Source organism: Streptomyces sp. NPDC023527 (assembly GCF_055560115.1).
On sequence record NZ_JBVHJJ010000014.1, the window covers coordinates 64,573 to 85,992 of the forward strand.

Genomic DNA, 21,420 nt, shown 5'->3' on the forward strand with positions numbered 1-21,420 from the left:
AGGATGCCGCTCGACACCACGGCACCCCCTGCCCCGAGCCCGCACCGGCGGCGCGGCGTCGGGAGCGCGTCACGCGGCGTCTACGTGCGGGCCGCCGACCCGGAGTGCTCGCTCCCCGGCGGCCGGCTCCTGGAGGAGATCCGCGCCGAGCTGCGCGCCGCCCCCGCCACCGCCGATTCCCTGACCGAACTCGCCGAACAGGCCGCCACCTGGGCGGCCGGGGAGCGGCAGCGCTTCACCGCGCTGCTGGGCCGGGCGGACACCGACGAGACCCGCGACGCCCTGGTGCGCCGCACCGCGCTCGCCTGCGCCCCGCTCGCCCTGATGTCCGGCGCGTGGCTCCAGTGGCTCAGCTCCCCGGCGACCGCCGACGAGCCCGTGGCGCTGCGGATCCTCACCCTCTACGCCTCCGACATCGGCGCCGGCCACCCCAGCGCCTCCCGGGGCAGCGCGTATCTGGCGCTGCTGCGGCGGCTGCTGCTGTCCGAGCACGCCGTCCCGGCGGCCCGGCTCGCGCTGGACCAGCGCATCGACGACGCGGCGTTCCGGCTGCCCGGCCTGCTGCTGGCCATGAGCCGCCGGCCGGAGGACTTCCGGGCCGAGCTCCTCGGCGCCGACCTGTGCCTGCGCCACGTCGGCCTGCTGCCGGCCCTGGGGCTCGTACGGGACGTCCTGCCGACCGCCGCGAACTGGCCGCTGCTCGACCCGGGCGGCGCCCGGGACGCGGGCGGTCCCACGGACCTCGACCGGGCCCGTACCGCCGTCGACGCCCTGGTGGCGGACGACGCGGAAGCCGCTCCCCGGGCGGTGGCGGGCTTCGCCTGGACCCGGGACGCGCTGCGCGCCTGGAGCGCGGCCCTGCTCGCCGAGCTCGACGCCTCCCGCGACCCGGCGTACGACATGGGGGAACTGATGCGGCTGCGGGCCCGCGAGGGTGCCGTCTACCACCACGACTTCACCCTCGAAGGCCGCTCGCTGTCCGACTGGCTCAAGGAGTGCCGCACCGACCCGGCGCCGCTGCTGGGCATGCTCTCCCGCAGCCGCCTGGTCAAGCCCGGCCGCTCCGGGGCGAGCCCGCTGGTCAACGGCCTGGTCGGCGAACGCGGCCCGATGTTCCGGGTGTTCGCGCCCGAGGACCTGACCGTGATCCGCCGCTGGATCGACTCCCTGCCGCCCGACGGCGAGGCCGGGGCCGAGGCCGGCCCCGAGCCCGTACCGGTGCCCGAACCGCTGCGCCTGACCGCCCTGGACGCCACGCCCGCCGACCGGGGCCGCGCCCCGGCGGACCTGCGCGAGGCGTACTGGATGCTCCTCAACCGCGCCGACACCCCGGCGCTGCGCCGCTGGGCCACGGATTACGTCCGCGGCTGGCTCGCGCGGGCCCGGCACGGCATCGACCGCGCCGAGGCCCAGCTGCCCGCCGCCTGGAACCCCGCGGGCCTGCGGCCCTGGCTCGCGGAACAGCACGACCTGCACGGCCAGGAGTTCGAGGGCGGCCGCGAGGCGCCGGTGACCGGCCGGGCCGAACTCATCGACTCCACCGTGCAGCTGGCACCGCTGACCCTGATCGACGGCAGCTGGTTGCAGGGCTTCACCGACTACGAACAGGGCGCCTCCGAGATCGGCTTCTCCCTCTTCGAGACGTACTGGGACGAGCTCGGCAACGGCGAGGAGCGGCTGAACCACCCGCTGATCTACCGCGAGGTCCTCGCGGAGATGGACGTACGGCTGCCGCCCACCGGCTCCCGGGAGTTCTCCCGCTGGTCCGGCTTCCGCGAGGGCTCCTTCGAACTGCCGGTGTTCTGGCTGTGCGTCGGACGCTTCCCGCGCACCTTCCTGCCCGAGGTGCTGGGCCTGAACCTGGCGATGGAGCTGTCCGGCGTCGGCGGCTCGTACCGGCGGGCCCGGATCGCCCTGAAGACCCACGGCTTCAGCACCCGCTTCGTCGACATCCACAACACCATCGACAACGTCTCCAGCGGGCACTCCGCGTGGGCGGCCGACGCCGTCGACACCTACATGGCCGGCGTGCCGGCCTCCCGGGTCCCCGGCGGCCGCGAGGAGATCTGGGGCCGGGTGCGCGTCGGCTACCGCTCGCTCAACCCCCCGACGGGCTTCCTGGCCCGCCAGGCCGCCCGCCGGGCGGCCCGTACCTCGGGCGGACCCGGATGACCACCACGACCCACCACCCGAAGGCGACCGTCGGCCGTTCTTCGCGCGTTAAGGAGCACAGGCATGTCTGACCTGGTTCTGGGCGTCTCCGCCTACTACCACGACAGCGCGGCGGCCCTGGTCGCGGACGGTGTCCCCGTCGCGGCGGCCCAGGAGGAACGCTTCTCCCGCCGCCGCCACGACTCCGCGTTCCCCGCCCAAGCGGTCGAGTACTGCCTGCGCGAGGCCGGGGTCACCCTGCGGGACGTCTCGGCGGTCGCCTACTACGAGGACCCGGCGCTGAAGTTCCGCCGGGTGCTGGCGACCCTGGCGGGCGCGGCCCCCAACGGCTTCGCCTCCTTCGAGCACACCCTCCCGGAGTGGCTGGCCTGGAAGCGCCGCACGGCCGACACCGTCCGGCGCAGCCTGCTGGAGCTGGGCCTGGGCCGCGTCCCGGAGATCAAGGTGCGCCGCCACCACGAGTCGCACGCCGCCTCCGCCTTCTACCCCAGCCCCTACGAGTCCGCCGCCGTGCTGTGCATCGACGGCGTCGGCGAATGGGCCACCACCACGATGTGGCACGGCCAGGGCGACCGCCTGCGGCCCGTCGCCGAGCTGCGCTTCCCGCACTCGCTGGGCCTGCTGTACTCGGCGTTCACCTACTTCTGCGGCTTCAAGGTCGACTCGGGCGAGTACAAGCTGATGGGCCTGGCGCCGTACGGCAAGCCCCGCTTCGCCAACCTCATCCGCGAGAAGCTGATCGACGTCAAGCCCGACGGCTCCTTCCGCCTGGACATGCGCTACTTCGAGTACCTGCGCGGCCAGGTCATGACCGGCCGGGCCTTCGAGAAGCTGTTCGGCGGGCCCCGGCGCACCTCCGAAGGGCCGCTGACCGAGCGCGAGTTCGATCTGGCCGCCTCGGTGCAGAAGGTCACCGAGGAAGTGGTGATCAAGCTGGCCCGTACGGCACGGGAGCGCACCGGCGAGTCGAAGCTGTGCCTGGCCGGCGGCGTCGCGCTCAACTGCGTCGCCAACGGCAAGGTGATCCAGGAAGGCGTCTTCGACGAGGTCTGGATCCAGCCCGCCGCCGGTGACGCGGGCGGCGCCCTGGGCGCCGCGCAGGCGGTCGCCGCCGAGCGCGGCGCGCGCCGCACTCACCTGGGCACCGGCCGGGACGCGATGTCCGGCTCGCTGCTCGGCCCGTCCTACAGCGACGACGAGATCGCCGCCTACCTGGACGCCAAGTCGATCCCGTACACCCGCCTGGAGCCGGACGCCCTCGCCCGCGAGGTCGCCAAGGGGCTGGCCGCGGGGAAGATCGTCGGCTGGTTCCAGGGGCGGATGGAGTTCGGTCCGCGCGCGCTGGGCGCGCGCTCGATCCTGGGCGACCCGCGCGACCCGGTGATGCAGTCCGCGATGAACCTGAAGATCAAGTTCCGGGAGTCCTTCCGGCCGTTCGCGCCCTCGGTGCTCGACACGGACACCAAGGACTACTTCGACCTCCAGCAGGAGAGCCCGTACATGCTGGTGGTGACCGACGTCGCCGAGGCCCAGCGCGTCGACGCCACCGTCCCGCGGGACGCCTCCGGGCTGGACCTGCTGAAGGTCCAGCGCTCCACGATCCCCGCGGTGACCCACGTCGACTCCTCCGCGCGCGTGCAGACCGTCTCCGCGCACAACAACGAGCCGTACCACCGGCTGCTCACGGCGTTCAAGGAGGAGACCGGCTGCCCCGTGGTCGTCAACACCTCCTTCAACGTGCGCGGCGAGCCGATCGTGAACACCCCGGACGACGCCTACACCTGCTTCATGCGCACCGACATCGACCTGCTGGCGCTGGGCGGCTTCCTGCTGGAGAAGTCCGCGCAGCCGGAGTGGCTCGAGGAGAACGACTGGCGCGAGGCCATCCCCCTCGACTAGCCCGGCCGCGCGCCCGGCGCGCGGTGGAAGCGGACCCCCCACGTACTGACGACGAAGACCTCCGAAAGAGCAGGCCGATGCGCAAACCACTGCTTATCGCTGTCTATTACCTGTTGGTCACGCCCATCGGCCTGCTGAGCCGGCTGGTGCGCGACCCGCTGGCCCGCCGCTGGGACCGCGGCGCGCGGACCTACTGGATCCCCGTCGCGAGCCATGACTGAGCAGACGAGCACGCGAGTGACCGATCGGAGCCATCGATGACAGGCGGCATACGACTGTCCCATTACCGTCTCGACGACGGTACGCGAGATGTTCTGGGCAAGGAGATTTCCGCGCGCGTCGCGACGACCGCACTGGACTCGGACGCCGACGAGGCCATCCTGGCCACCATCGGCGCCCACGCGCTGGGCAATCTGCTGCCCGGCCAGGTCCTGCACGAGCTGGAGATCTTCTCGGTCGCCGGCGCCCACGCGCTGCTCCTGGGCAACCTGCCCCGCCAGGATTTCCCGCCGACCCCGGTGCACGGCTACGGCGACGAGCCCGCCCTGGCCGCGACCAACGCGATCCACTTCGGGCTGCTCCAGCTGCTCGGCCGCACGCCGTTCGCCGTCAGCTACGAGAACGACGGCCGACTGGTCCGCAATGTGGTGCCCAACCCGGCCGCGTCCGGGATCACCAGCTCCTGGGGCGCGGACTCGGAGTTCTTCTGGCACTCCGACCAGCCCCACCTGCCGTTCGGGGAACCCGGCTCGGACCCCCGGCTGTACGTGCCGCAGTACCTCTCCTTCTACGCCGTGCGCAACGCCGAGCGGGTGCCCACGGAGCTCACCTCGGTCGACGGCATCGCCGACGGCCTGGACGAGAAGGTCCTGCGGGTGCTGGAGCGGCCCGAGTTCGTGGTCGGGGTGCCCGCCTCCAACGACGCCGACGCGCCCGTACGCCGCCTGGAGAACGCCCGGCTGCTGGAGACGGGCCCCGACGGCCGCCGCCGGGCCCGCTACGACCAGGGCACCACCCGCGGCGTCACCGAGGAGGCGGTCGAGGCGCTCGCCGCCTACGAGGAGTTCCTCTCCGGTGTCCCGGCGGCCGAACCCATGCTGACCCCGGGCGACTTCATGATCTTCGACAACTGCCGGGTGCTGCACCGCCGGCGGGCCTTCACCCCGCACCCCGACGCCGAGGCGCGCTGGCTGCGCCGCGTCTACGCCAGCTGACCGGGCCCCACCGGCCCTTACGACACTCACCACCCTGACACCCCAAGGAGCCCTCATGCCCCGGAAGTTTCGCGTAGCGGTGATCGGTGGCCGTCCGGCACCCATCAATGGCGCCAAGGACCTCGACATCGACATCGTGCTCGTCCACGAGAAGGGCGCGTACGACGAGGCCGTCGCCGAGCACTGCGAGCGGATCATCCACGCGCCGCTCGACGACGGCCCGGCGATCCTGGAGGTGCTGCGCCCGCTGCACGAGGAGCGCCCCTTCGACCGGGTGATGACCACCACCGAGCCGGCGGCCGAGTCGACCGGCTTCGTGGTCGACGCCCTCGGCCTGCCCGGCGTCAGCGAGCACACCGCCCGGGCCCTGAAGGACAAGGCCCTCACCCGCGAACTCCTCGCCAAGCACGACCTGAGCCCGGTGCGCTACCGCGTCGTGCGCAGCGCCGAGGAGGCCGTGGACTTCCTCGCCGAGGTCGGCGGGCCGATCGTCATCAAGCCCGTCGACGGCGTCGCGAGCCTGCACATCCACGAGATCTCCGAGCCCGCCCAGGTGGCCCCCGCCTGGGAGGCCCTCCAGGCCGCCGGCGCCACCGCGCCGATCGCCGAGGAGTTCCTGACCGGCCCGGTCGTCAGCGTCGACTCCTTCTCCTTCGAGGGCCGCCACCTGACCATCGGCTACTCCGAGTACCGCATGAACGACCGCTTCGTGGAGTGGGAGGTCAGCACCCCCAGCCGCGTCGCCAAGCCGCAGCTGGCGGAGCTGCGGGCGCTGACCGTCAAGCTGCTGGACGCCGTCGGCCTGACCGAGGGCCCCTCGCACAGCGAGTTCGTCCTCACCCCCGACGGCCCCCGGGTCCTGGAGTCCCACGCCCGGCTCGCCGGCAGCGGCGCCCCCGAGCTCGTACGCCGTGCCTTCGGACTCAGCCTCAACCGGATGTTCCTGACCGTGCCGCTGGGCATCGACAAGCTGCCCGAGACGTCGCCCGAGCCCGTCGGCGGCGCCGCGGTGCGCTTCTTCACCCCGGACGCCGGGACGGTGCGCGCCGTCGACGTCGACGAGGACATCCCGGCCGTCGTCCGGCGGCTGCCCAAGGGCGAGGTGCCCCTGGTCTTCCTGCCCTACCTGGACGAGCTCACCGACCACGAGGTCGCGGCCGTCATCCAGAAGAGCCCCGGCGACGAGGTGCCGCCCCTGCTGACGGTCGCCGACTGCGTCTCCGGCTATGTGATCGCCTCCGGCCGCGACGCCGACGACGCCGTCGCCAAGTGCGACGACATCAACGACCGCGTCCACTTCCGCGTCGGCTGACGGACGGGCTGATCGATCGCACACCGGCCGGGCCGCCGCCTCGCGCCTTCGACCGACGGGAGAACCCTGTGCACAGCAACGCAGCGGAGCTGCTGGAGACCGCCCACAAGGCCGTCGCGGACGAGTTCGGACCGGACGACGGCCTGGCCCGGGTCGCGCTGCACCTCATCGAATGCGCGACGGACGTCGTGGAGGGCCTGCCGGGCACCGACCTCGACGCCGCCCACGAGGCCCTGCGCGCGGCCCGCGCCGCCGTGCTCACCGCGACCTACGCCGTGCGCCACATCCACGACCACGCCAGAAGGGAACAGCCTTGAGCGACCACATCCTGGTCATCCACCGGTGGCGCGACCGGTACGCGCTGTACGAGGACTACATCGACCACAGCGCCCACCGCGTCACCTACGTGACCACGGTGCTGGGCAGGCAGTCGATCCCCGACAGCGCGGCGGGCATCGTCACGGTCCGGGAGACCGACGACTTCCACCAGGTCAAGCAGGCCGCCGACACCCTGTCCGTACGGTTCGGCGCGCCCGCGCGGGTGGTGGCGCTCAACGAGGGCGACCTGGACACGGCGGCCCTGCTGCGGGCGCAGCTGGGCTGCCCGGGACAGAGCCCGATGGAGCTGGCGCGGTTCCGCGACAAGCTGACCATGACGGAGATCGTGGCGTGCGCCGGGATCCGTACGCCCGCCTTCGCCGACGCGCCGGACGCGGCGTCGGTACGGGAGTTCGCCGAGGCGCACGGCTGGCCGGTGGTGGTCAAGCCGCGGCGCGGGACCGCCAGCCGCGGCGTGCTGCGGATCGGCTCCCCGGAGGAGCTGGCCGCGCTGGAGGCGCAGCCGCCCGAGGCCCGGCTGGTGCAGACGTTCTGCCCGGACGGGATCTTCCACATCGACGGCCTGTGGACGGGCACGACCCTGGGGCCCTGGCGGGCCTCGCGGTACGTGAACACCTGCGTCGACTTCACCGAGGGCCAGGCGCTGGGCTCGGTGGAGGAGGACGACCCGGCGCTGCTCGGCCCGCTCGGCGAGTTCACGGCGGCGGTCGCGGCCGCGCTGGGCGGCCGCCGGCCGTGGGTGTTCCACCTGGAGGCGTTCGTCGGGCCCGGTGAGGGGGGCGGGGCGCCGCGCCTGACCTTCCTGGAGGCCGGCTGCCGGGTCGGGGGAGCGGAGATCCCCTTCATCTGGCGCGAGGTGCACGGCCTGGACCTGATGGCCGCCGCGACCGCCATCCAGCTGGGCCGCGAACCCGTCGCCGACCGGCCCCGCGTCCGCGAGGACGGCCGGGGCGGCTGGCTCCTGGTGCCCACGCCCGTGCCCGCGCCCTGCGAGGTGGTGGCCACCGGGCTGCCGGCCCCCTCACCGGGTGCCGTCGGCACCGGCCCGTACACCCAGGTCGTGCCGCCGGTGGGCTATGTGATGCCGAAGGTCGGCGGGTACGAGCACGTCGGCGCGCGGTTCCGGTTCAAGGGGTCCACAACTCACGAGGTGGAGAAGGCGATTCAGGCCACGGCCGACCAATTCACCCTGGACTGTGTTGCGGTTGAATACCCGACGTCAGCCGTCAGTCGGGGCGGCTGCGGTCTCGACCGCTAGGCACCGCCCCGTTCGCGAAGGACGTTAAGGAATCGCATGGTCAGCACGCACGCCGTGATCGGCATGGCGCTCGTCGCCCTGGGCCTGGTCCTCACCCCCGGCCCCAACATGATCTACCTCGTGTCGCGGTCGGTGACACAGGGCCGCAAGGCCGGGCTGATCTCCCTCGTCGGCGTCGCCGTCGGCTTCTTCGTCTACCTCGTGGCCGCGATCGCGGGCATCGCCGCCCTCTTCAGCCTCGTTCCGGCCGTCTACACGGCCGTCAAGCTGGCCGGTGCCGCGTACCTGGCCTGGCTCGCCTGGAAGACCCTCAAACCGGGCGGGGTCTCCGCCTTCGACCCCAAGCCGCTGCCGCCGGACCCGCCGCGCAAGCTCTTCACGATGGGTCTGGTCACCAACCTCCTCAACCCCAAGATCGCCATCCTCTACATCTCGGTGCTGCCACAGTTCGTCGAGCCCGACCGGGGCTCCGTGGCCACCCAGAGCCTGATACTCGGGCTCGTCCAGATAGCCATAGCGATCACCGTCAACGGTCTGATCGCCATGGCCGCCGGCTCCATCTCCGGATTCCTGCGCAGCCGCCCGCGGTGGCTGAGCATCCAGCGCTTCGTGATGGGCACCGTACTCGCGGGGATCTCGGTGCGGGTCGCCGTCTCCTGAGCCCGCGCGACGTTGCCGAAGTGGCCGCCTTCCCATGTGCCGTGGGGAGGCGGCCTATCGCCTTACGCGCCCGCATCCGCGACGGCGGGAGTACGGCGCCCGGCCCCGTACAGGCCGGGTGGGCAGCGCGCCGGGCCCCATGCCATCACTTCCCTCCGCTGTCGGCCCGTCCTTTGGATCCCCTGCCAGCGGCGCGTGCGGATGGCGGTTGCCGTGACGGGGGTCGGGCGTTTGCCGGCCTCGGGGGCGGTCGGCGCGTGGTTGGGTCGGAGGTAGACACGGGCGTCGGTCCGTGCGGCCATGAATCGGCCGGTGGTGCGGGTGAACTTCCCGCGTGCGCGGTGTTCCTCGTCGGTGGTCAGGCGGACGAGGCCGCCCTCGATGCCGAGCGCGATGTCGGTGTGGATGACGGAGCCGGGCTTTGTCTGCTCGATCCATGCTTGAGGGATGGCGGGTACGGAGCAGGTCGCGGTGGAGCTGGTCGAGCAGGGGCGCCCAGCCGAGTCCGACGGTGCCGGCCCACGCGGGGATCTGCCGGTCGCAGGCAGCGAAACGGCCGCGGGTGTCGTCCATACGCTTGATGATGGCGGCGGGGTACGACAACGGCCGGTGCCGGGCGCCTTGGGCGGGGTGTTACCCGGCGCGTTCGGCCAGCAGCAGGGCGAGGGGGCCGGCCGGGAGGAGGAAACGGCCTTCGGCGGCGGCGGTGATGGCGTCCGCCATGGGCCACCAGGAGAGCTTGAAGTCTTCCTCGGTGGGTGTGAGTTGCTGCGGGCCGAGGGTGAGGTCGTGGGCCTGGTAGAGGTGGATGCGGGCGGTGGACTCCAGGATGATGGCGTACGTGCCCAGGGGTTGCCAGCGCCTGGCGGTGATGCCGGCCTCTTCCTGGAGTTCTCGTTGTGCGCATTGCTGGGGGCTCTCGCCGTCCTCGCGCCGCCCGCCGGGCAGGAACAGGTATTCGCCGCCGTGGCGGGGGAAGTCGGCGGTCAGGATGGCGACGAGGCCCTGGTCGTCGCGGGCCACCACCACGGCGGCGTCGCGGGCCGGGCCTCGCCGGTGAACCTCATCGCTCATGGCGAGCGAGCCTAGCGCCGGGGCCTACCTCACCATGGCCGCATAGGGAACATTCATCACGACGGGGTGGGCGATGCCCCGGCCGTGGTAGCCGTCCTCGCCGTAGGCGTCGCCGTGGTCGGCGCACATGATGATCAGCCATCTGTCCTTGGCGGTCAGGGTGGTGATCAGGCGGCCGAGGTGTTCGTCGGCGTAGGCGAGCGCGGCCCGCTGGGACAGTGCGGTGTCGGCGGACTGCCCAAGGTAGTGGCCGTGGGGGACGTGGGTGGCAGAGATGTTGACGAACAGCAGCAGTGGCCGGTCCCGGTGCCGGTCGGCGAGGTCGAGTGCCTGGTCCACCTGGTGGCGGGTGGAGTCGGGCTCGGGCGAGCAGAACTCTGGCCGCCAGTGGTCCTCGTCGAACATCTGCGGCAGCACGCTGCCGAGCGGGGTCTGGCGAGAGAAGTAGGTCACCCCACCAACGCACATGGTCCGGTAGCCGTGCTGGCCGAGGCCGGCCAGGAGGTTCGGGGCGTCGAACAGGAACGTCTCGGGCGGGACGGTCTTGAACGCGGGCGGGCGGCATTCCCACAGGCGGGGCGGTTGCTCGGGCTGGGGCAGTTTGGGCAGGAAGCCGGAGAAGAACGCCATGTGGGCGGGGAGGGTGAAGGTGCCGGGGGTGTGCCGCCGCTGCCAGCCGCCCTCGGGCAGCACGGCGGCCAGGTGCGGGGTGAGGCCCTCGTCGTAGGCGGAGCGGGCCATGTCGTGGCGCAGGGAGTCCAGCGTCACGAACAGGATGCTCGTGCCGGAGGTGATGATGTCGGTCGCGTTGATCACTGCCCGTCTCCTTCCGCCGGCCTGTAGTGCTCCACCCGTCCGCGTGCCTGGTCGTTGACGGGGCGGGGCACGCGGTCCTCGGTGATCAGCCGGCGGATGCGGGCCAGGCCTGCACCCTCGGACAGCGGGGCGCCGTCGCGGCCGTACAGGGCGATGCGGACGCTCTCCCCGTCCTTGTCGGCCGAGCTGGTCACCAGGGCGCCGGGGATGCCGCCCAGCTCCTTCATGGCGGCCAGCAGCTCGGTCTCGCCGACCACGCGCAGGTCGGTGACGGTGCAGGCGAAGTGCTGGGCGTTCATCGCGCCCCGGCACAGGTGGCGGTGGAAGGTGGCGCTGGTGGCCCGGCCGTCGTAGGCGACCGCGATGCGGGTGGCCTGGGTGACGACGACCAGGCACGCGCCGGCCCACCAGCCGACCCCTTCGTGGATCTGTCCGGGCAGACGCCCGGCGGCGGCGCCGTCGCGGATGACCTTCTCAGCGTCGATGGGGTCAAGCACGCGCGTCCTCCAGGTAGGCGGTGATCCAGTCGGCCAGCTCGTCCGGGGACTTGCCATCGGTGTCCACCACGACGGCCGTGGGGTCGGCCTCGGCGACCGCTTCGAAATTCGCCAGAAGGCGCCCGAGACGGTCCGGCACGGAGAACAGCTCCGCATCGTCCGGAGTGAGGGCGCCGCCCTGTTCCTTCGCCTCCAACCGCTGCCTCAGTGATGCCTCGGAACAGCGCAGGTAGAAGGTGTGGTCGGGGATCTCCAGGTAGGGGCGGAAGGGGCCCAGCATCAGCTGGACGTCGGCCAGGGGAATGTCGTGGACGGCCGCGTGGCAGGCCAGGACGGAGGAGACGTACCGGTCGGTGACCACGGGGCCGTGCACGCGGTAGGAGCGGACCGAGTCGGAGGCGTGTAGGAGCCCGGAGAGGTAGAAGGCGAACTGCGGCAGGGGCCGCAGCCGCGCGTTCACCACCGACGACCAGTCGCTGTGCGGGCGGGGCAGGGTGTGCAGGCCGGCCGCCGCCAGCCGGTCGGCGAGGCGGTCCTTGGCGGTGGTCTTCCCGACCCCGGAGAGCCCTTCCAGGACGCTGAAGCCGCCTCGGGCGCGGTCGTAGGAGGCGGGCGCGTAGGCGGGCGGCAGGCTCATAGCGTCCCCTCGGTGAAGGCGGCGATGTGACCGGCGACGGCTGCGGCGAGGTGGTCCGGGTCGTCGAGCAGGTCCTTGAGATCCATGCGGAGATCCCCGCGCAGCAGGCAGGGCTGGAGGCCGCTGTCGTGGTCCAGGCGCAGGGCCCAGAACCCCTCGACGCACTTGGTCCGCTGGGGGCAGGTGCCGCACTGGCCGACGTGGTGGCGGCCGAGGTTGCGGTGGATGACGTCGATCTCGATGCCGTCGATCCGGAAGACGCGCCGTCCCTGGCCGACCCCGGCGACCTCGGTGTGCTCATCGCGGGTCAGGGTCCGCAGGTGGGCCACGATGTTGTCGGCGGGGACGGCGGCCTCGGCCCGGTCCTCGTTGAAGTCGGTGCCGACCAGCTCGATGAACTGCACCGGCATCCGCCGGGCCAGGGCGAAGTCCAGGATGGGCCTCACCTCGTGGGCGTTGTCCTTCAGCAGCAGGCAGTTCAGCTCCACCTGCTCGAAGATCTCGCGTGCGGCCTCGATGCCGTCCAGCACCGATGCGATGCCCAGGCGAGTTGCGGCGATGGCGCGGAAGGTGTCGTCGGAGAAGTAGTGCAGGGAGACCTTCACCTTGTCCAGCGGGACGCCGGCCAGCCAGTTCTGGCTGGCGCGCACGCGGGTGCCGTTGGTGATCAGGGTGTAGGAGGTGTCCGGGCGCGGGGCCGGGAGCTGCTCAAGGACGGGCCGGGCCAGGGGCGAGGTGAGCGGTTCCCCGCCGGTGAAGTACACCCGCTTCAGCCCGGCCTTCAGCAGCGCGGAGATGACCGTGACGTAGTGCTCGGCGCACAGCGAGCGGGGCCGCTGCTTCTTCGAGTGGTCCCGCCGGGCCAGGCCCGGCGGGATGTCGCCCTCGTCGTGGCAGAACCAGCAGGCGATGTTGCAGGCCGGGCCGAAGGAGACGCGCAGCTGTCCCCGCAGGGCGGCGAAGTTCAGCAGGGCGGTCCAGTCGGTCTCGTCCCGGGCGCGGGCCGGGGCGAGGGTGAGCGGAACTTTCACGATGGCCTCCAGGAAGGGCGAAGCGCTGCAAGGTGCCGTGCGGCAGGGCGCTGGGGTGTCCTCGCCCCGGCGGCCGGAGCCGCCGGCCCGCCGGGGCGGGACTTCCCCGCGCGGGCCCGCCCGCCGTGGCGAGGCCGACGGGCGGGCCCTGGCCGCCCTCGGGGGAAGGCGGCGTCTGGAAGGCTCCGGCGCCCGGGAATGGACATCGGCGCACCGGGCGCCGGAGCGGCTTGCAGGAGCCGGTGACCTCGTGCAGGACGGTCAGCGGCAGGTGAGGAGCGACGCCTGGCCGGCGGAGGTGAACGGGCCCACCTCCGCGGACAGCGTGGATCAGCCCGGTATGTCGTCCGGGACCGACATGAACGTCGGCGCCTCGTCGTGGACGAGCCCCAGGATTTGCCCGGCTTGCTGGTGCAGAACGGTCATGGGACCGGCCAGACCGAGTACCAGCAGGGCCACAAAGTCCCGCAGGTAGTAAGTGATTCCGTCGTTCGTCATCGCAAACGATTCCTCGATCTGCTGAAGACGGGATGCGGTGGTCCGCCGGGCTCATCGCAAGGGATGGTGAACCACCGCGCCAACCAGACTCCGGGAGTGAACGCCCTTGGTACAGAAGGTGATTGGAGCCCTGGTGTGAAGACTGGACCGGCCGCCCGGCACGCGGAAGGTCTGGCATCGTGAGGGAATGTGAGTCCAGGTCCTCACAATGAGGGGGTACACCGTGGCGCGGCGTCCGAGGGATCTCAACCCGTACGCGAGCTGGCCCGAGTTCGTGGGAAGCGAGCTGCTGGCGTGGCGCACGTTCCGGGGCATGGCCCAGCAGGGCTTAGCTGACCGCCTTCACTGCGACCGGTCACTGATCTCCCACGCCGAATCGGGTAAGCACCTGCTGTCGAAGGACATGACGGCGGAGTGCGACACCGTCCTGGGCACCGGTGGAGCGCTCTCCCGCCTTCGGCCGTGGGCAGCCGGCGAATGCCCGCTCCCGCCCACCACCACAAGCTCTCTCGGCGACGGCGCTTCGGCACATCCCTCGGCGGGAGAGGAGGGAGAAGACGACATGAAACGACGCACCATCATCCGCGTGGCGCTGGGAGCCAGCGCCGCCCTGTCCCCGCCGGTCCTCGAACTGCTTGCCGCACAGCAGGCCAGGGCCGAATCCGCCCTCACCACGGCAGCGGGCCGTGACGCCCTGATCCACCAGTGGGAGGAGACCGCCTGGCGGTACGGCTGCGGCTACGGAGGCCGTGCCCCCATCGCGCTCCTGCACGACGCCCTCCTCGACGTCGAGGACGTCAACCGGCTCCTGGGCAAGCCGCTGGACGACGATGAACGCCAGCGGGTCCTGCGGGTGACCGCGCAGCTGTCCGGCATCGTCGCCCTGGTCCTCGGCGACATGGGCCACCCCCGCGACGCACACCGCTGGTACGCGAACGCCGCCACGGCCGCCACGGCCAGCGGCGACAGGGCGGTACAGGCGTGGGTGACCGCGCGGGAAGCGATGGTCCCCCTCAATTGGGGTCAGCCCGCCGCCGCCCTCCGCCTCGCCGACCGCGCCCGCAGCCTCGCAGGCGACGGCGTCTCGGCCGCCGCCGCGCTCGCCGCCGCAGCACAGGCCCGCGCCCACGCAGCCCTCGGCCACCACGCGGAGGCCCGCAAAGCGATAGCCGACGCCGAGCACGCCCGCGGCCGGCTACGGGACACCGACGCATCGGGCACCTGGTACGGCTACCCGCTCCAGCAGCACCTCGTCCATGCCAGCCGGACCTACACCGGCATCGGAGACACCCGCCCCGCCGCCGAAATGCAGACGGAGGCCCTACGGACGATCAGCCCCACCTCGGTCATGTCCCCCGCCCTGATCCACCTCGACGAAGCCCTGTGCACCGCCGCCAGCGGCGACCACGGCAGCGCGTGCGCCCAGGCAGTGCACATCATCACCGCCCTCCCACCCGCCTACCGGACCGGCCTGATCGCCCGCCGGGGCCAGGAACTGACCGGCGGCTTGCCGCACGGCGCCCGCGAACTACCGGCCGCACGCGACCTACGAGACGTTCTCGCGGCCACACCGCCCCCACAGCTGACCGCCTGACCAGGCAACAAGGCGCGTCCCCCTCAGACCAAGTGAGGTGACCGCGCCCGTACCGTACCGGCCCCGGCCATCGGCTAGATCTCGCGGGCGGCATCGAAGGCGGCGGCCGGGCCGAGAACCGAGAGACCGTGAGTGATCGTCTTGCCCAGCTTCCGCATCATTGCGTGAACCTCGGACACGACCTGGCGGCGAACGCCAACTTCCTGGCTGAGGCCGTCGGAGTCTGAAGGGTTCGCCCGAGCCTGAGGGCCTGCCCCCTTTGCCGTGGGGCAGGCCCTCAGGCATGTAGTGGGAGAGCCTCGATGGGCAGGCGCCATCGCACGTGGGACGGCTGCGTCAGTCCGGCTACTGGCTCGGTCGGTCCGTCGACGAGCTCCTGATGGACGCCGTCCCCGGAGACTTCCCCGGGGAGCAGCCGGCCGTGCGCCGGGCCGTGGACTGAGCCGCGCTCCGAGCCCGTGCCGAACCCTTCGGCACGGGCTGATCTGTGTTTGCCGCCCCCGATGCCGCCTGGATACCGGACCTGTAGTGCGTCGATAGAACGCCGTTAGGACGGCGGTAGCGGTGGGATAGGGCGGGTGTAGGGCGACGTCAGGGAAACGGTAGGGCGGGCTGATGTGCTGGAGCGAGTCGTGCGCTCCAGCACCTCCGAAGGGATGGGTCCCGTCCATGACAGCATCGCCGCCCCGACCGCAGGAAGACCGCTCCGCGGACGGAGCTCTCTCCGAGCGCGTAACGGCCGCCCTCGGCAAAAGGGTCGGGCACGAACCGTTCACCGACGGGACCGAACTGGCCGCGCTGGGCGTCGACTCGCTCCTGCTGCTGCGGATCATCGCCGACCTGGCGCTCGACCCCACGCAGGAGATCGACCCCCAGGGGCTCGCCGAGGTGATCACCGTCGCCGACCTGCGCGCGTTCGTCGCCCGCTGGCACGCCGCGTCCTGAGGTCCGGCGGACGATGAGGAGAGAAGAGAGCGTGGAGCACCACGAAGAACTGCCCGTGACCCCTTCGCAGCGCAACCTCCTGTTCATCCAGGAGGCGGTGGACCGCAAGGACCTCTACAACATCGGCTTCCGGCTGGTCTTCGGCACGGTGGTGGAGGCGGCGCCGCTGCGGGCGGCGCTGAACCGCCTGCTGCGCGTCCAGCCCACCCTGCGCACCCGGTTCGACCTGTCCTCCGGCGCCCCGCGCGCGGTGGTCACCGCGCCCGGCGAGGCGCCCCTGGACATCGTCGACCACGCGGGCGGGGACGAGGACTGGGCCAAGTGGCTGGACGAGCGGAGCCGGGAGTTCGCCGCCGAACCGGTCGACCTGCGCCAGGCACCGCTGTGCCGGTTCCGGCTGCTGCTCGGCCGGGAGCGGTCCGCGCTGCTGTGCAACGTCCACCACGCCATCAGCGACGGCGTGTCCATGGAGGTCCTCCTCGACGAGCTGTGCGAGGGCTACGCGGCCGCCGCGACCGGCTCCGCGACGCCCGAGAGCCCCGCCGAGCACGAGCGCGAGCGGTGGCTGAAGGCCGAGCTCACCGCCCAGTGCGCCGCCTCCGAGGCGGCCGTCGCGGCCGGTGCCGTACGGGACCTGGCCGCCGCCCTGGCGGACGTACCGCCGACGACGCTCTATCCCGTACCCGGCCGCCCGGCGGACACCGGATTCCGCGGCGGCATCCTGCGCGCCCTGCTCCCCACCGCGGAGTGGGCCCGCCTCACGCGGGTCGCGCGCGAGCTGTCGACGACCCCGTACTCCCTGCTGCTCGCCGTCTACGCGATCCTCCTGGGCGACTACTCGGGCAACCGCGACGTCATCGTCGGCAGCCCGTTCTCCGCGCGCCGCACGATCGCCTCCCACCAGCTGTGCGGGTTCTTCGTCAACACCCTGCCCATCGTCCTGCCCGCCCGGGACCGGCCGTTCGACGACCACTGCTCCGCCGTGGCCGAGCGGGTGCGCGAGGCCAAGGGCTATCAGTCGGTGCCCTTCGACGCGCTCGTCACCGAGGTCGCCCCCGAGCGGTCCTCGAACCGCAACCCCGTCTTCCAGTGCATGTTCGCCATGCAGGACGGGCTGCGCACCCGCCGCGAGCTCGCGCCCGGCATCGAGGCCCGCGTGGAGTTCGTCCACAACGACACGGCGAAGTTCGACCTGTGGCTCGGCGCGACGCCGGTCGACGACGGGCTGGAACTGGAGCTGGAGTACGACGCGGACCTGCTCCCGGCGTCGTACGCGCACAGGTTCCTCACCGAGTACCGGCAGCTGCTGGCCGGCGCGCTCGCCGCGCCGAAGGCCACCACCGGGGAGCTGCTCCGGGCGCTCGACACCCGCGACCGGCCCGTGCTGCGGCAGGGCGGCGGCGCCGACGGGGACGCCGAGGGAGGGCTGCTCGGGATGGTCCTCGCCGCGGCCCGGCGCACACCGGACGCCGTCGCCGTCACCGAGCCCGGCAGTACGGGACTGACCTACGCGCGGCTGCTGGACCGCGCCGCGCGGGCCGCCGCCGGGCTGCGCGCCCGGGGCGTGCGGCCGGGCGACACCGTCGGCCTCGTGCCGGACTCGCTGCCCGACACGGTCACCGCCATGCTCGCCATCCTGTGGTGCGGCGCCGCCTATCTGCCGATCGACCCCGCACTGCCGGCCGACCGGCTGTCCTACATGCTGGCCACCGCCGAGTGCCCGTTCCTCATCAGCCGCCGGACCGTGGTCCCCGACGAGCCGGCGCGCGCCGCGATCGGCGACCTGGAGGCCGAGGGCGGCGACCGCCTCCCGGAGCCCTGGGGCACCGACCCGGTGTACGTCATGTTCACCTCGGGATCCACCGGCCGCCCCAAGGGCGTCAGGATGGGCCAGGCCGCGCTGATCAACCTGCTGCGCTGGCAGGCGGACGCCCTCGCCATGGGGCCCGACACCCGGTTCCTTCAGTTCGCGCCGCTGGGCTTCGACGTCTCGTACCAGGAGATCTTCCCGACGCTCGCGTGCGGCGGGACCGTGTACGGCCTGGGCGGGACCGACCGCCGGGACCTCGACCGGGTCACGGCCCTCGTCGACGAGGCGGCCCTGACGCACGTCTATCTGCCCGTCGCCGTCCTCGGGGCGTTCGCCGGCGCGGCCCTGGACGCCGGGCGGGAGCTCGCCGGACTGCGGTTCCTGTGCGTGTCGGGGGAGCAACTGCACCTCGACAGCAGGGCCGAGCGGCTCATCGCGCGGTCCGACACGCGTCAGGTCGTCAATCTCTACGGGCCGACCGAGACGCACGCCGTGACCTACCACGTGCTGGCGGGCGGCGACCACGACCACCCCGCGCACGTCCCCATCGGCCGGCCGCTCCGGGGCGTCGACGCCCACCTCCTGGACCAGGACGGCCGGCCGGTGCCGCCCGGCGCGGTGGGCGAGCTCTATCTGGGCGGGATCTGCACCGCCGACGGCTATGTCAACGACGAGGAGCGCACGGCCGCCGCGTTCCTGCCGGCGCCGGGGGACGGCGCGGGGCGGATGTACCGCACCGGCGACCTCGCGCTGCTCGCCGAGGACGACGCGCTGATCTTCCTGGGCCGGCGCGACGCGCAGGTCAAGGTGCGCGGCCACCGCGTCGAGCTCGGCGAGATCGAGACCGCGGCCGAACGCCTGCCGGGGGTCGCGGCCGCCGCGGCCGCCGTGCGGGGCGCCGGTGAGCGGGCGGCGCTGTGCCTGTTCGTACGGGCCGCCGGAGACGGTGAGCTGGCGGAGGGCGAGCTGCGCGGGGCACTGGAACAGGCGCTGCCGACCTACATGATCCCCCGGCACATCCTGACCGTGGAGTCCGTGCCGCTCACCCCCAACGGCAAGGTCGACCGGCCGGCCCTGCTGCGCCGCTTCGAGGCGGGCGAGTTCACGGCCCTCGCGACCGGGCCGGCCCCGGTGTGGGAGCCCACCGGCACCGAGAGCGAGCTCCGGAAGCTGTGGGGCGAGCTGCTCGACCGGGAGCCGGCCGGGCCCGAGGACTCCTTCTTCGCGCTGGGCGGCAACTCCTTCGACGTCCTCAAGCTCGTCACCGCCCTGGAGCGCACCACCGGCCTGCGCGTGCCGGTCGGCGTGTTCTTCCAGCGCCCGACGATCCGCGCCCTGGCGGCGTACGTGGACGAGGCGGCGGCCACCCGACCGGAGGCGACCCTGTGAGGAGCGGCATGACCACCACCGTCCAGCTGATCGAGGAACGCGTCCGGGCCACCCCCGACAAGACCGCCGTCATCTGCGGCACCACCCGCCTCACCTACGGCGAGCTGTGGGGACAGGCCACCCAGGTCGCCCGCGTCCTGGCGGAGCGCGCGGACGCCGGCGAGCGGACCGTGGCCCTGCTGGGCCCGGGCACCGCCGAGTTCATGGCGGGGGCGCTCGGCGCCTGGCTGGCCGGCCTGGCCTGGGTGCCCCTCGACCCGAGGCTGCCGGCCGAGCGTGTACGGCACGTGCTCACCGACACCGGCGCGGGACTCGTCCTCGACACGGGGACCACCACGGACCTGTCCACCGGCCTGCCGACGCTGCGGGTGGACACCCTCCCGCGCGAGGCGGCCGAGGAGCCCGTGAAGCCCCGCGCGACCGGCGACGACCCCGCGTACATCATCTACACCTCGGGCTCCACGGGCGTCCCCAAGGGCGTCGTCGTCTCCCACCGACCGCTGGCCGTCTTCCTCCAAGGCGCCGTCCACGCCTACGACTTCACCGCCACCGACGTGGCCCTGTCGTTCGCCTCGCCCAGCTTCGACGCCGCCGTCGAGGAGATGTGGGCGATCCTGGTCGCCGGCGGCACGGTCCTGCTGCGGGGCGCCGCCCTGTGGACCGGGCCGCAGATGTTCGAGCGGGTCCGCACCCACGGGGTCACGTTCGTGCTGTGCACCACCGCCTACTTCGAGGCGTTCTTCGGCGAGGAGCTCTCCGAGGCCGACGTGGCCGCCCTGGGCGGCCTGCGGGGCATCGTCTTCGGCGGCGAGGCCGTCAGCGCCGCCGTGGTCCGCCGCTGGTCCAACGGGCCGCTCGGCCGGATCCCGGTGTGCAACACCTACGGCCCGACCGAGACCGTCGTCACCGCCACCCTGTACTGGATCCACGAGGGCTGGTCCGGCGGCGACCGCGTGCCCATCGGGCAGGCCATGCCCGGCCACGAGCCCGTCGTCCTCGACGAGGACGGCAAGGAGGCGGTCGTCGGCGAGCTCTACCTCGGCGGCCCGTGCGTCGCCGACGGCTACCTCGGGCGCCCCGACCTCACGGCGGAACGGTTCGTCACGCTGCCCGGCCGGGACGGGGTCCACTACCGCACGGGCGACATCGTCGAGGTGAACTGCGGCGAGATGGTCTTCCTCGGCCGCGCCGACCGGCAGGTCAAGGTCCGCGGCTTCCGTATCGAGCTCGAAGAGATCGAGGTGGCCCTGCGCGGCCTGGACCGGGTGCGCAACGCCGTCGTCGCCCTGGAGCGGGGGCCCAGCGGACGCGACCGGCTCGCCGCCTACGTCGTACCCCAGCAGGCCGACCCAGGCGCGGACTTCGTCGCCGGGATCAAGGCGGCGCTCGCCGCCCGGCTCCCGGTCTACATGGTGCCCGAGACCGTCACCGTCCGGCAGGAGCTGCCGCTCGGCGTCACCGGCAAGGTCGACCGGGCCCGGATCGCCGCCCAGGAGGCACGGTCATGACCGATACGCCCCTCGCGACGACCGAGGCGCCCCTGGCGATCGTCAGCGGCGGCACCCGCGGCATCGGGCGGACGCTCACCGAACGCCTCGTGAAGCTCGGCCACCGCGTCGTCGCCCTCTACCGCTCCGACACCGACGCGGCGCGCGCCCTGCGGGACGACCTCGGGCCCGCCGTGGACACCGTCCGCGTCGACATCGCCGATCCGGACGCCGTACGGGCCGCCGTCACCGGCGTCGTCGAGACGCACGGAGCGCCCGCCCTGCTGGTCAACAACGCGGGCATCAACATCGACAAGCCGTTCCTCGACATCACCCCCGACGAATGGCGCCGGGTCCTGGACACCAACCTCTCCGGCGCCTTCCACCTCACCCAGGCCGTGGTCCCGCACATGCTGGACCGCCCGGACGGCGGGAACGTCATCAACATCGGTGCCACCACCGGCATCCGCCCCCGCACCGACGGCGCCGGCTACTGCGCGAGCAAGGCCGGCCTGCTGCACCTCACCAAATGCCTGGCCCTCGAACTCGCCCCGCGCATCCGGGTCAACTGCCTGATCCCCGGCATGACCTGGACCGAGGAGCTCGTCGAACGCTTCCACCTCGACGACCCCGTGGCCCGCGAGTCCGTCCTGCGCCAGATCCCCCAACGACGTATTGGTTCCACCTCCGACATCGCCGACGCCCTGGAATTCCTGACCGGCGCCTCCAGCGCCTACATCACGGGGCAGAAGCTGATCGTCGACGGTGGCCAGTTCATGTGGTAGGAG

19 protein-coding genes and 1 pseudogene are annotated in these 21,420 nt (G+C 72.6%); 14 read left to right on the forward strand and 6 right to left on the reverse strand.

Annotated features, from left to right (window positions below; translation table 11 throughout):
• Window positions 1–3: 3 nt before the first annotated feature.
• From ACZ303_RS25730 to ACZ303_RS25765, 8 genes are all read left to right on the forward strand, one after another.
• The gene (locus ACZ303_RS25730) at window positions 4–2,172 is read left to right on the forward strand and encodes an iron-containing redox enzyme family protein (RefSeq protein WP_467342766.1); all 2,169 of its coding nucleotides are present in this window, start codon (window positions 4–6) and stop codon (window positions 2,170–2,172) included.
• Window positions 2,173–2,235: 63 nt separating this feature from the next.
• Window positions 2,236–4,071, forward strand: coding sequence for a carbamoyltransferase family protein (locus ACZ303_RS25735; protein ID WP_467342768.1), 1,836 nt, complete (start codon window positions 2,236–2,238; stop codon window positions 4,069–4,071).
• Between the two features lie 77 nt (window positions 4,072–4,148).
• The gene (locus tag ACZ303_RS25740; RefSeq protein WP_467342769.1) at window positions 4,149–4,292 is read left to right on the forward strand and encodes a hypothetical protein; all 144 of its coding nucleotides are present in this window, start codon (window positions 4,149–4,151) and stop codon (window positions 4,290–4,292) included.
• A gap of 36 nt (window positions 4,293–4,328) precedes the next feature.
• On the forward strand, window positions 4,329–5,285 hold the full coding sequence (locus ACZ303_RS25745; RefSeq protein WP_467342771.1) for a TauD/TfdA family dioxygenase: 957 nt from the start codon (window positions 4,329–4,331) through the stop codon (window positions 5,283–5,285).
• Window positions 5,286–5,340: 55 nt separating this feature from the next.
• The gene (locus ACZ303_RS25750) at window positions 5,341–6,597 is read left to right on the forward strand and encodes an ATP-grasp domain-containing protein (RefSeq protein WP_467342773.1); all 1,257 of its coding nucleotides are present in this window, start codon (window positions 5,341–5,343) and stop codon (window positions 6,595–6,597) included.
• A 68-nt stretch (window positions 6,598–6,665) separates the two neighbouring features.
• Window positions 6,666–6,914, forward strand: coding sequence for a hypothetical protein (locus tag ACZ303_RS25755; protein ID WP_467342774.1), 249 nt, complete (start codon window positions 6,666–6,668; stop codon window positions 6,912–6,914).
• The gene (locus tag ACZ303_RS25760; protein ID WP_467342775.1) at window positions 6,911–8,194 is read left to right on the forward strand and encodes an ATP-grasp domain-containing protein; all 1,284 of its coding nucleotides are present in this window, start codon (window positions 6,911–6,913) and stop codon (window positions 8,192–8,194) included. Before ACZ303_RS25755 ends, ACZ303_RS25760 begins: the two co-directional genes overlap by 4 nt.
• A gap of 36 nt (window positions 8,195–8,230) precedes the next feature.
• Entirely contained in the window at window positions 8,231–8,854 is a 624-nt protein-coding gene (locus ACZ303_RS25765; RefSeq protein ID WP_467342777.1) for a LysE family translocator, read from the forward strand.
• 633 nt (window positions 8,855–9,487) lie between these two features.
• Here the strand turns inward: ACZ303_RS25765 and ACZ303_RS25770 are convergent.
• The 6 genes from ACZ303_RS25770 to ACZ303_RS25795 form a co-directional block, all read right to left on the reverse strand.
• Entirely contained in the window at window positions 9,488–9,928 is a 441-nt protein-coding gene (locus ACZ303_RS25770; protein WP_467342779.1) for an NUDIX hydrolase, read from the reverse strand.
• A gap of 24 nt (window positions 9,929–9,952) precedes the next feature.
• Window positions 9,953–10,744, reverse strand: a complete 792-nt coding sequence (locus ACZ303_RS25775) for an STM4013/SEN3800 family hydrolase (RefSeq protein WP_467342780.1) — start codon at window positions 10,742–10,744, stop codon at window positions 9,953–9,955.
• Window positions 10,741–11,241, reverse strand: coding sequence for a hypothetical protein (locus ACZ303_RS25780; protein WP_467342781.1), 501 nt, complete (start codon window positions 11,239–11,241; stop codon window positions 10,741–10,743). Before ACZ303_RS25780 ends, ACZ303_RS25775 begins: the two co-directional genes overlap by 4 nt.
• A complete protein-coding gene (locus ACZ303_RS25785) occupies window positions 11,234–11,878 on the reverse strand; it encodes a dTMP kinase (protein WP_467342783.1) in 645 nt (214 codons plus the stop codon). Before ACZ303_RS25785 ends, ACZ303_RS25780 begins: the two co-directional genes overlap by 8 nt.
• The gene (locus tag ACZ303_RS25790) at window positions 11,875–12,909 is read right to left on the reverse strand and encodes a radical SAM protein (RefSeq protein WP_467342784.1); all 1,035 of its coding nucleotides are present in this window, start codon (window positions 12,907–12,909) and stop codon (window positions 11,875–11,877) included. Before ACZ303_RS25790 ends, ACZ303_RS25785 begins: the two co-directional genes overlap by 4 nt.
• A 330-nt stretch (window positions 12,910–13,239) precedes the next feature.
• Entirely contained in the window at window positions 13,240–13,407 is a 168-nt protein-coding gene (locus ACZ303_RS25795) for a hypothetical protein (RefSeq protein WP_467342785.1), read from the reverse strand.
• 208 nt (window positions 13,408–13,615) lie between these two features.
• Between ACZ303_RS25795 and ACZ303_RS25800 the strand changes: the two are divergent.
• The 6 genes and pseudogenes from ACZ303_RS25800 to ACZ303_RS25825 all read left to right on the forward strand — a co-directional run.
• Window positions 13,616–13,843 (forward strand): annotated as a pseudogene (locus tag ACZ303_RS25800) (helix-turn-helix domain-containing protein); the annotation flags it as partial.
• Window positions 13,844–13,969: 126 nt separating this feature from the next.
• Window positions 13,970–15,001, forward strand: a complete 1,032-nt coding sequence (locus ACZ303_RS25805; RefSeq protein ID WP_467343007.1) for a hypothetical protein — start codon at window positions 13,970–13,972, stop codon at window positions 14,999–15,001.
• Between the two features lie 669 nt (window positions 15,002–15,670).
• A complete protein-coding gene (locus ACZ303_RS25810; RefSeq protein ID WP_467342787.1) occupies window positions 15,671–15,946 on the forward strand; it encodes a phosphopantetheine-binding protein in 276 nt (91 codons plus the stop codon).
• A 31-nt stretch (window positions 15,947–15,977) separates the two neighbouring features.
• On the forward strand, window positions 15,978–19,145 hold the full coding sequence (locus tag ACZ303_RS25815; protein WP_467342788.1) for a non-ribosomal peptide synthetase: 3,168 nt from the start codon (window positions 15,978–15,980) through the stop codon (window positions 19,143–19,145).
• Window positions 19,146–19,153: 8 nt separating this feature from the next.
• A complete protein-coding gene (locus ACZ303_RS25820; RefSeq protein ID WP_467342790.1) occupies window positions 19,154–20,653 on the forward strand; it encodes an amino acid adenylation domain-containing protein in 1,500 nt (499 codons plus the stop codon).
• Window positions 20,650–21,417, forward strand: a complete 768-nt coding sequence (locus tag ACZ303_RS25825) for an SDR family NAD(P)-dependent oxidoreductase (protein ID WP_467342792.1) — start codon at window positions 20,650–20,652, stop codon at window positions 21,415–21,417. Before ACZ303_RS25820 ends, ACZ303_RS25825 begins: the two co-directional genes overlap by 4 nt.
• Window positions 21,418–21,420: the final 3 nt, after the last annotated feature.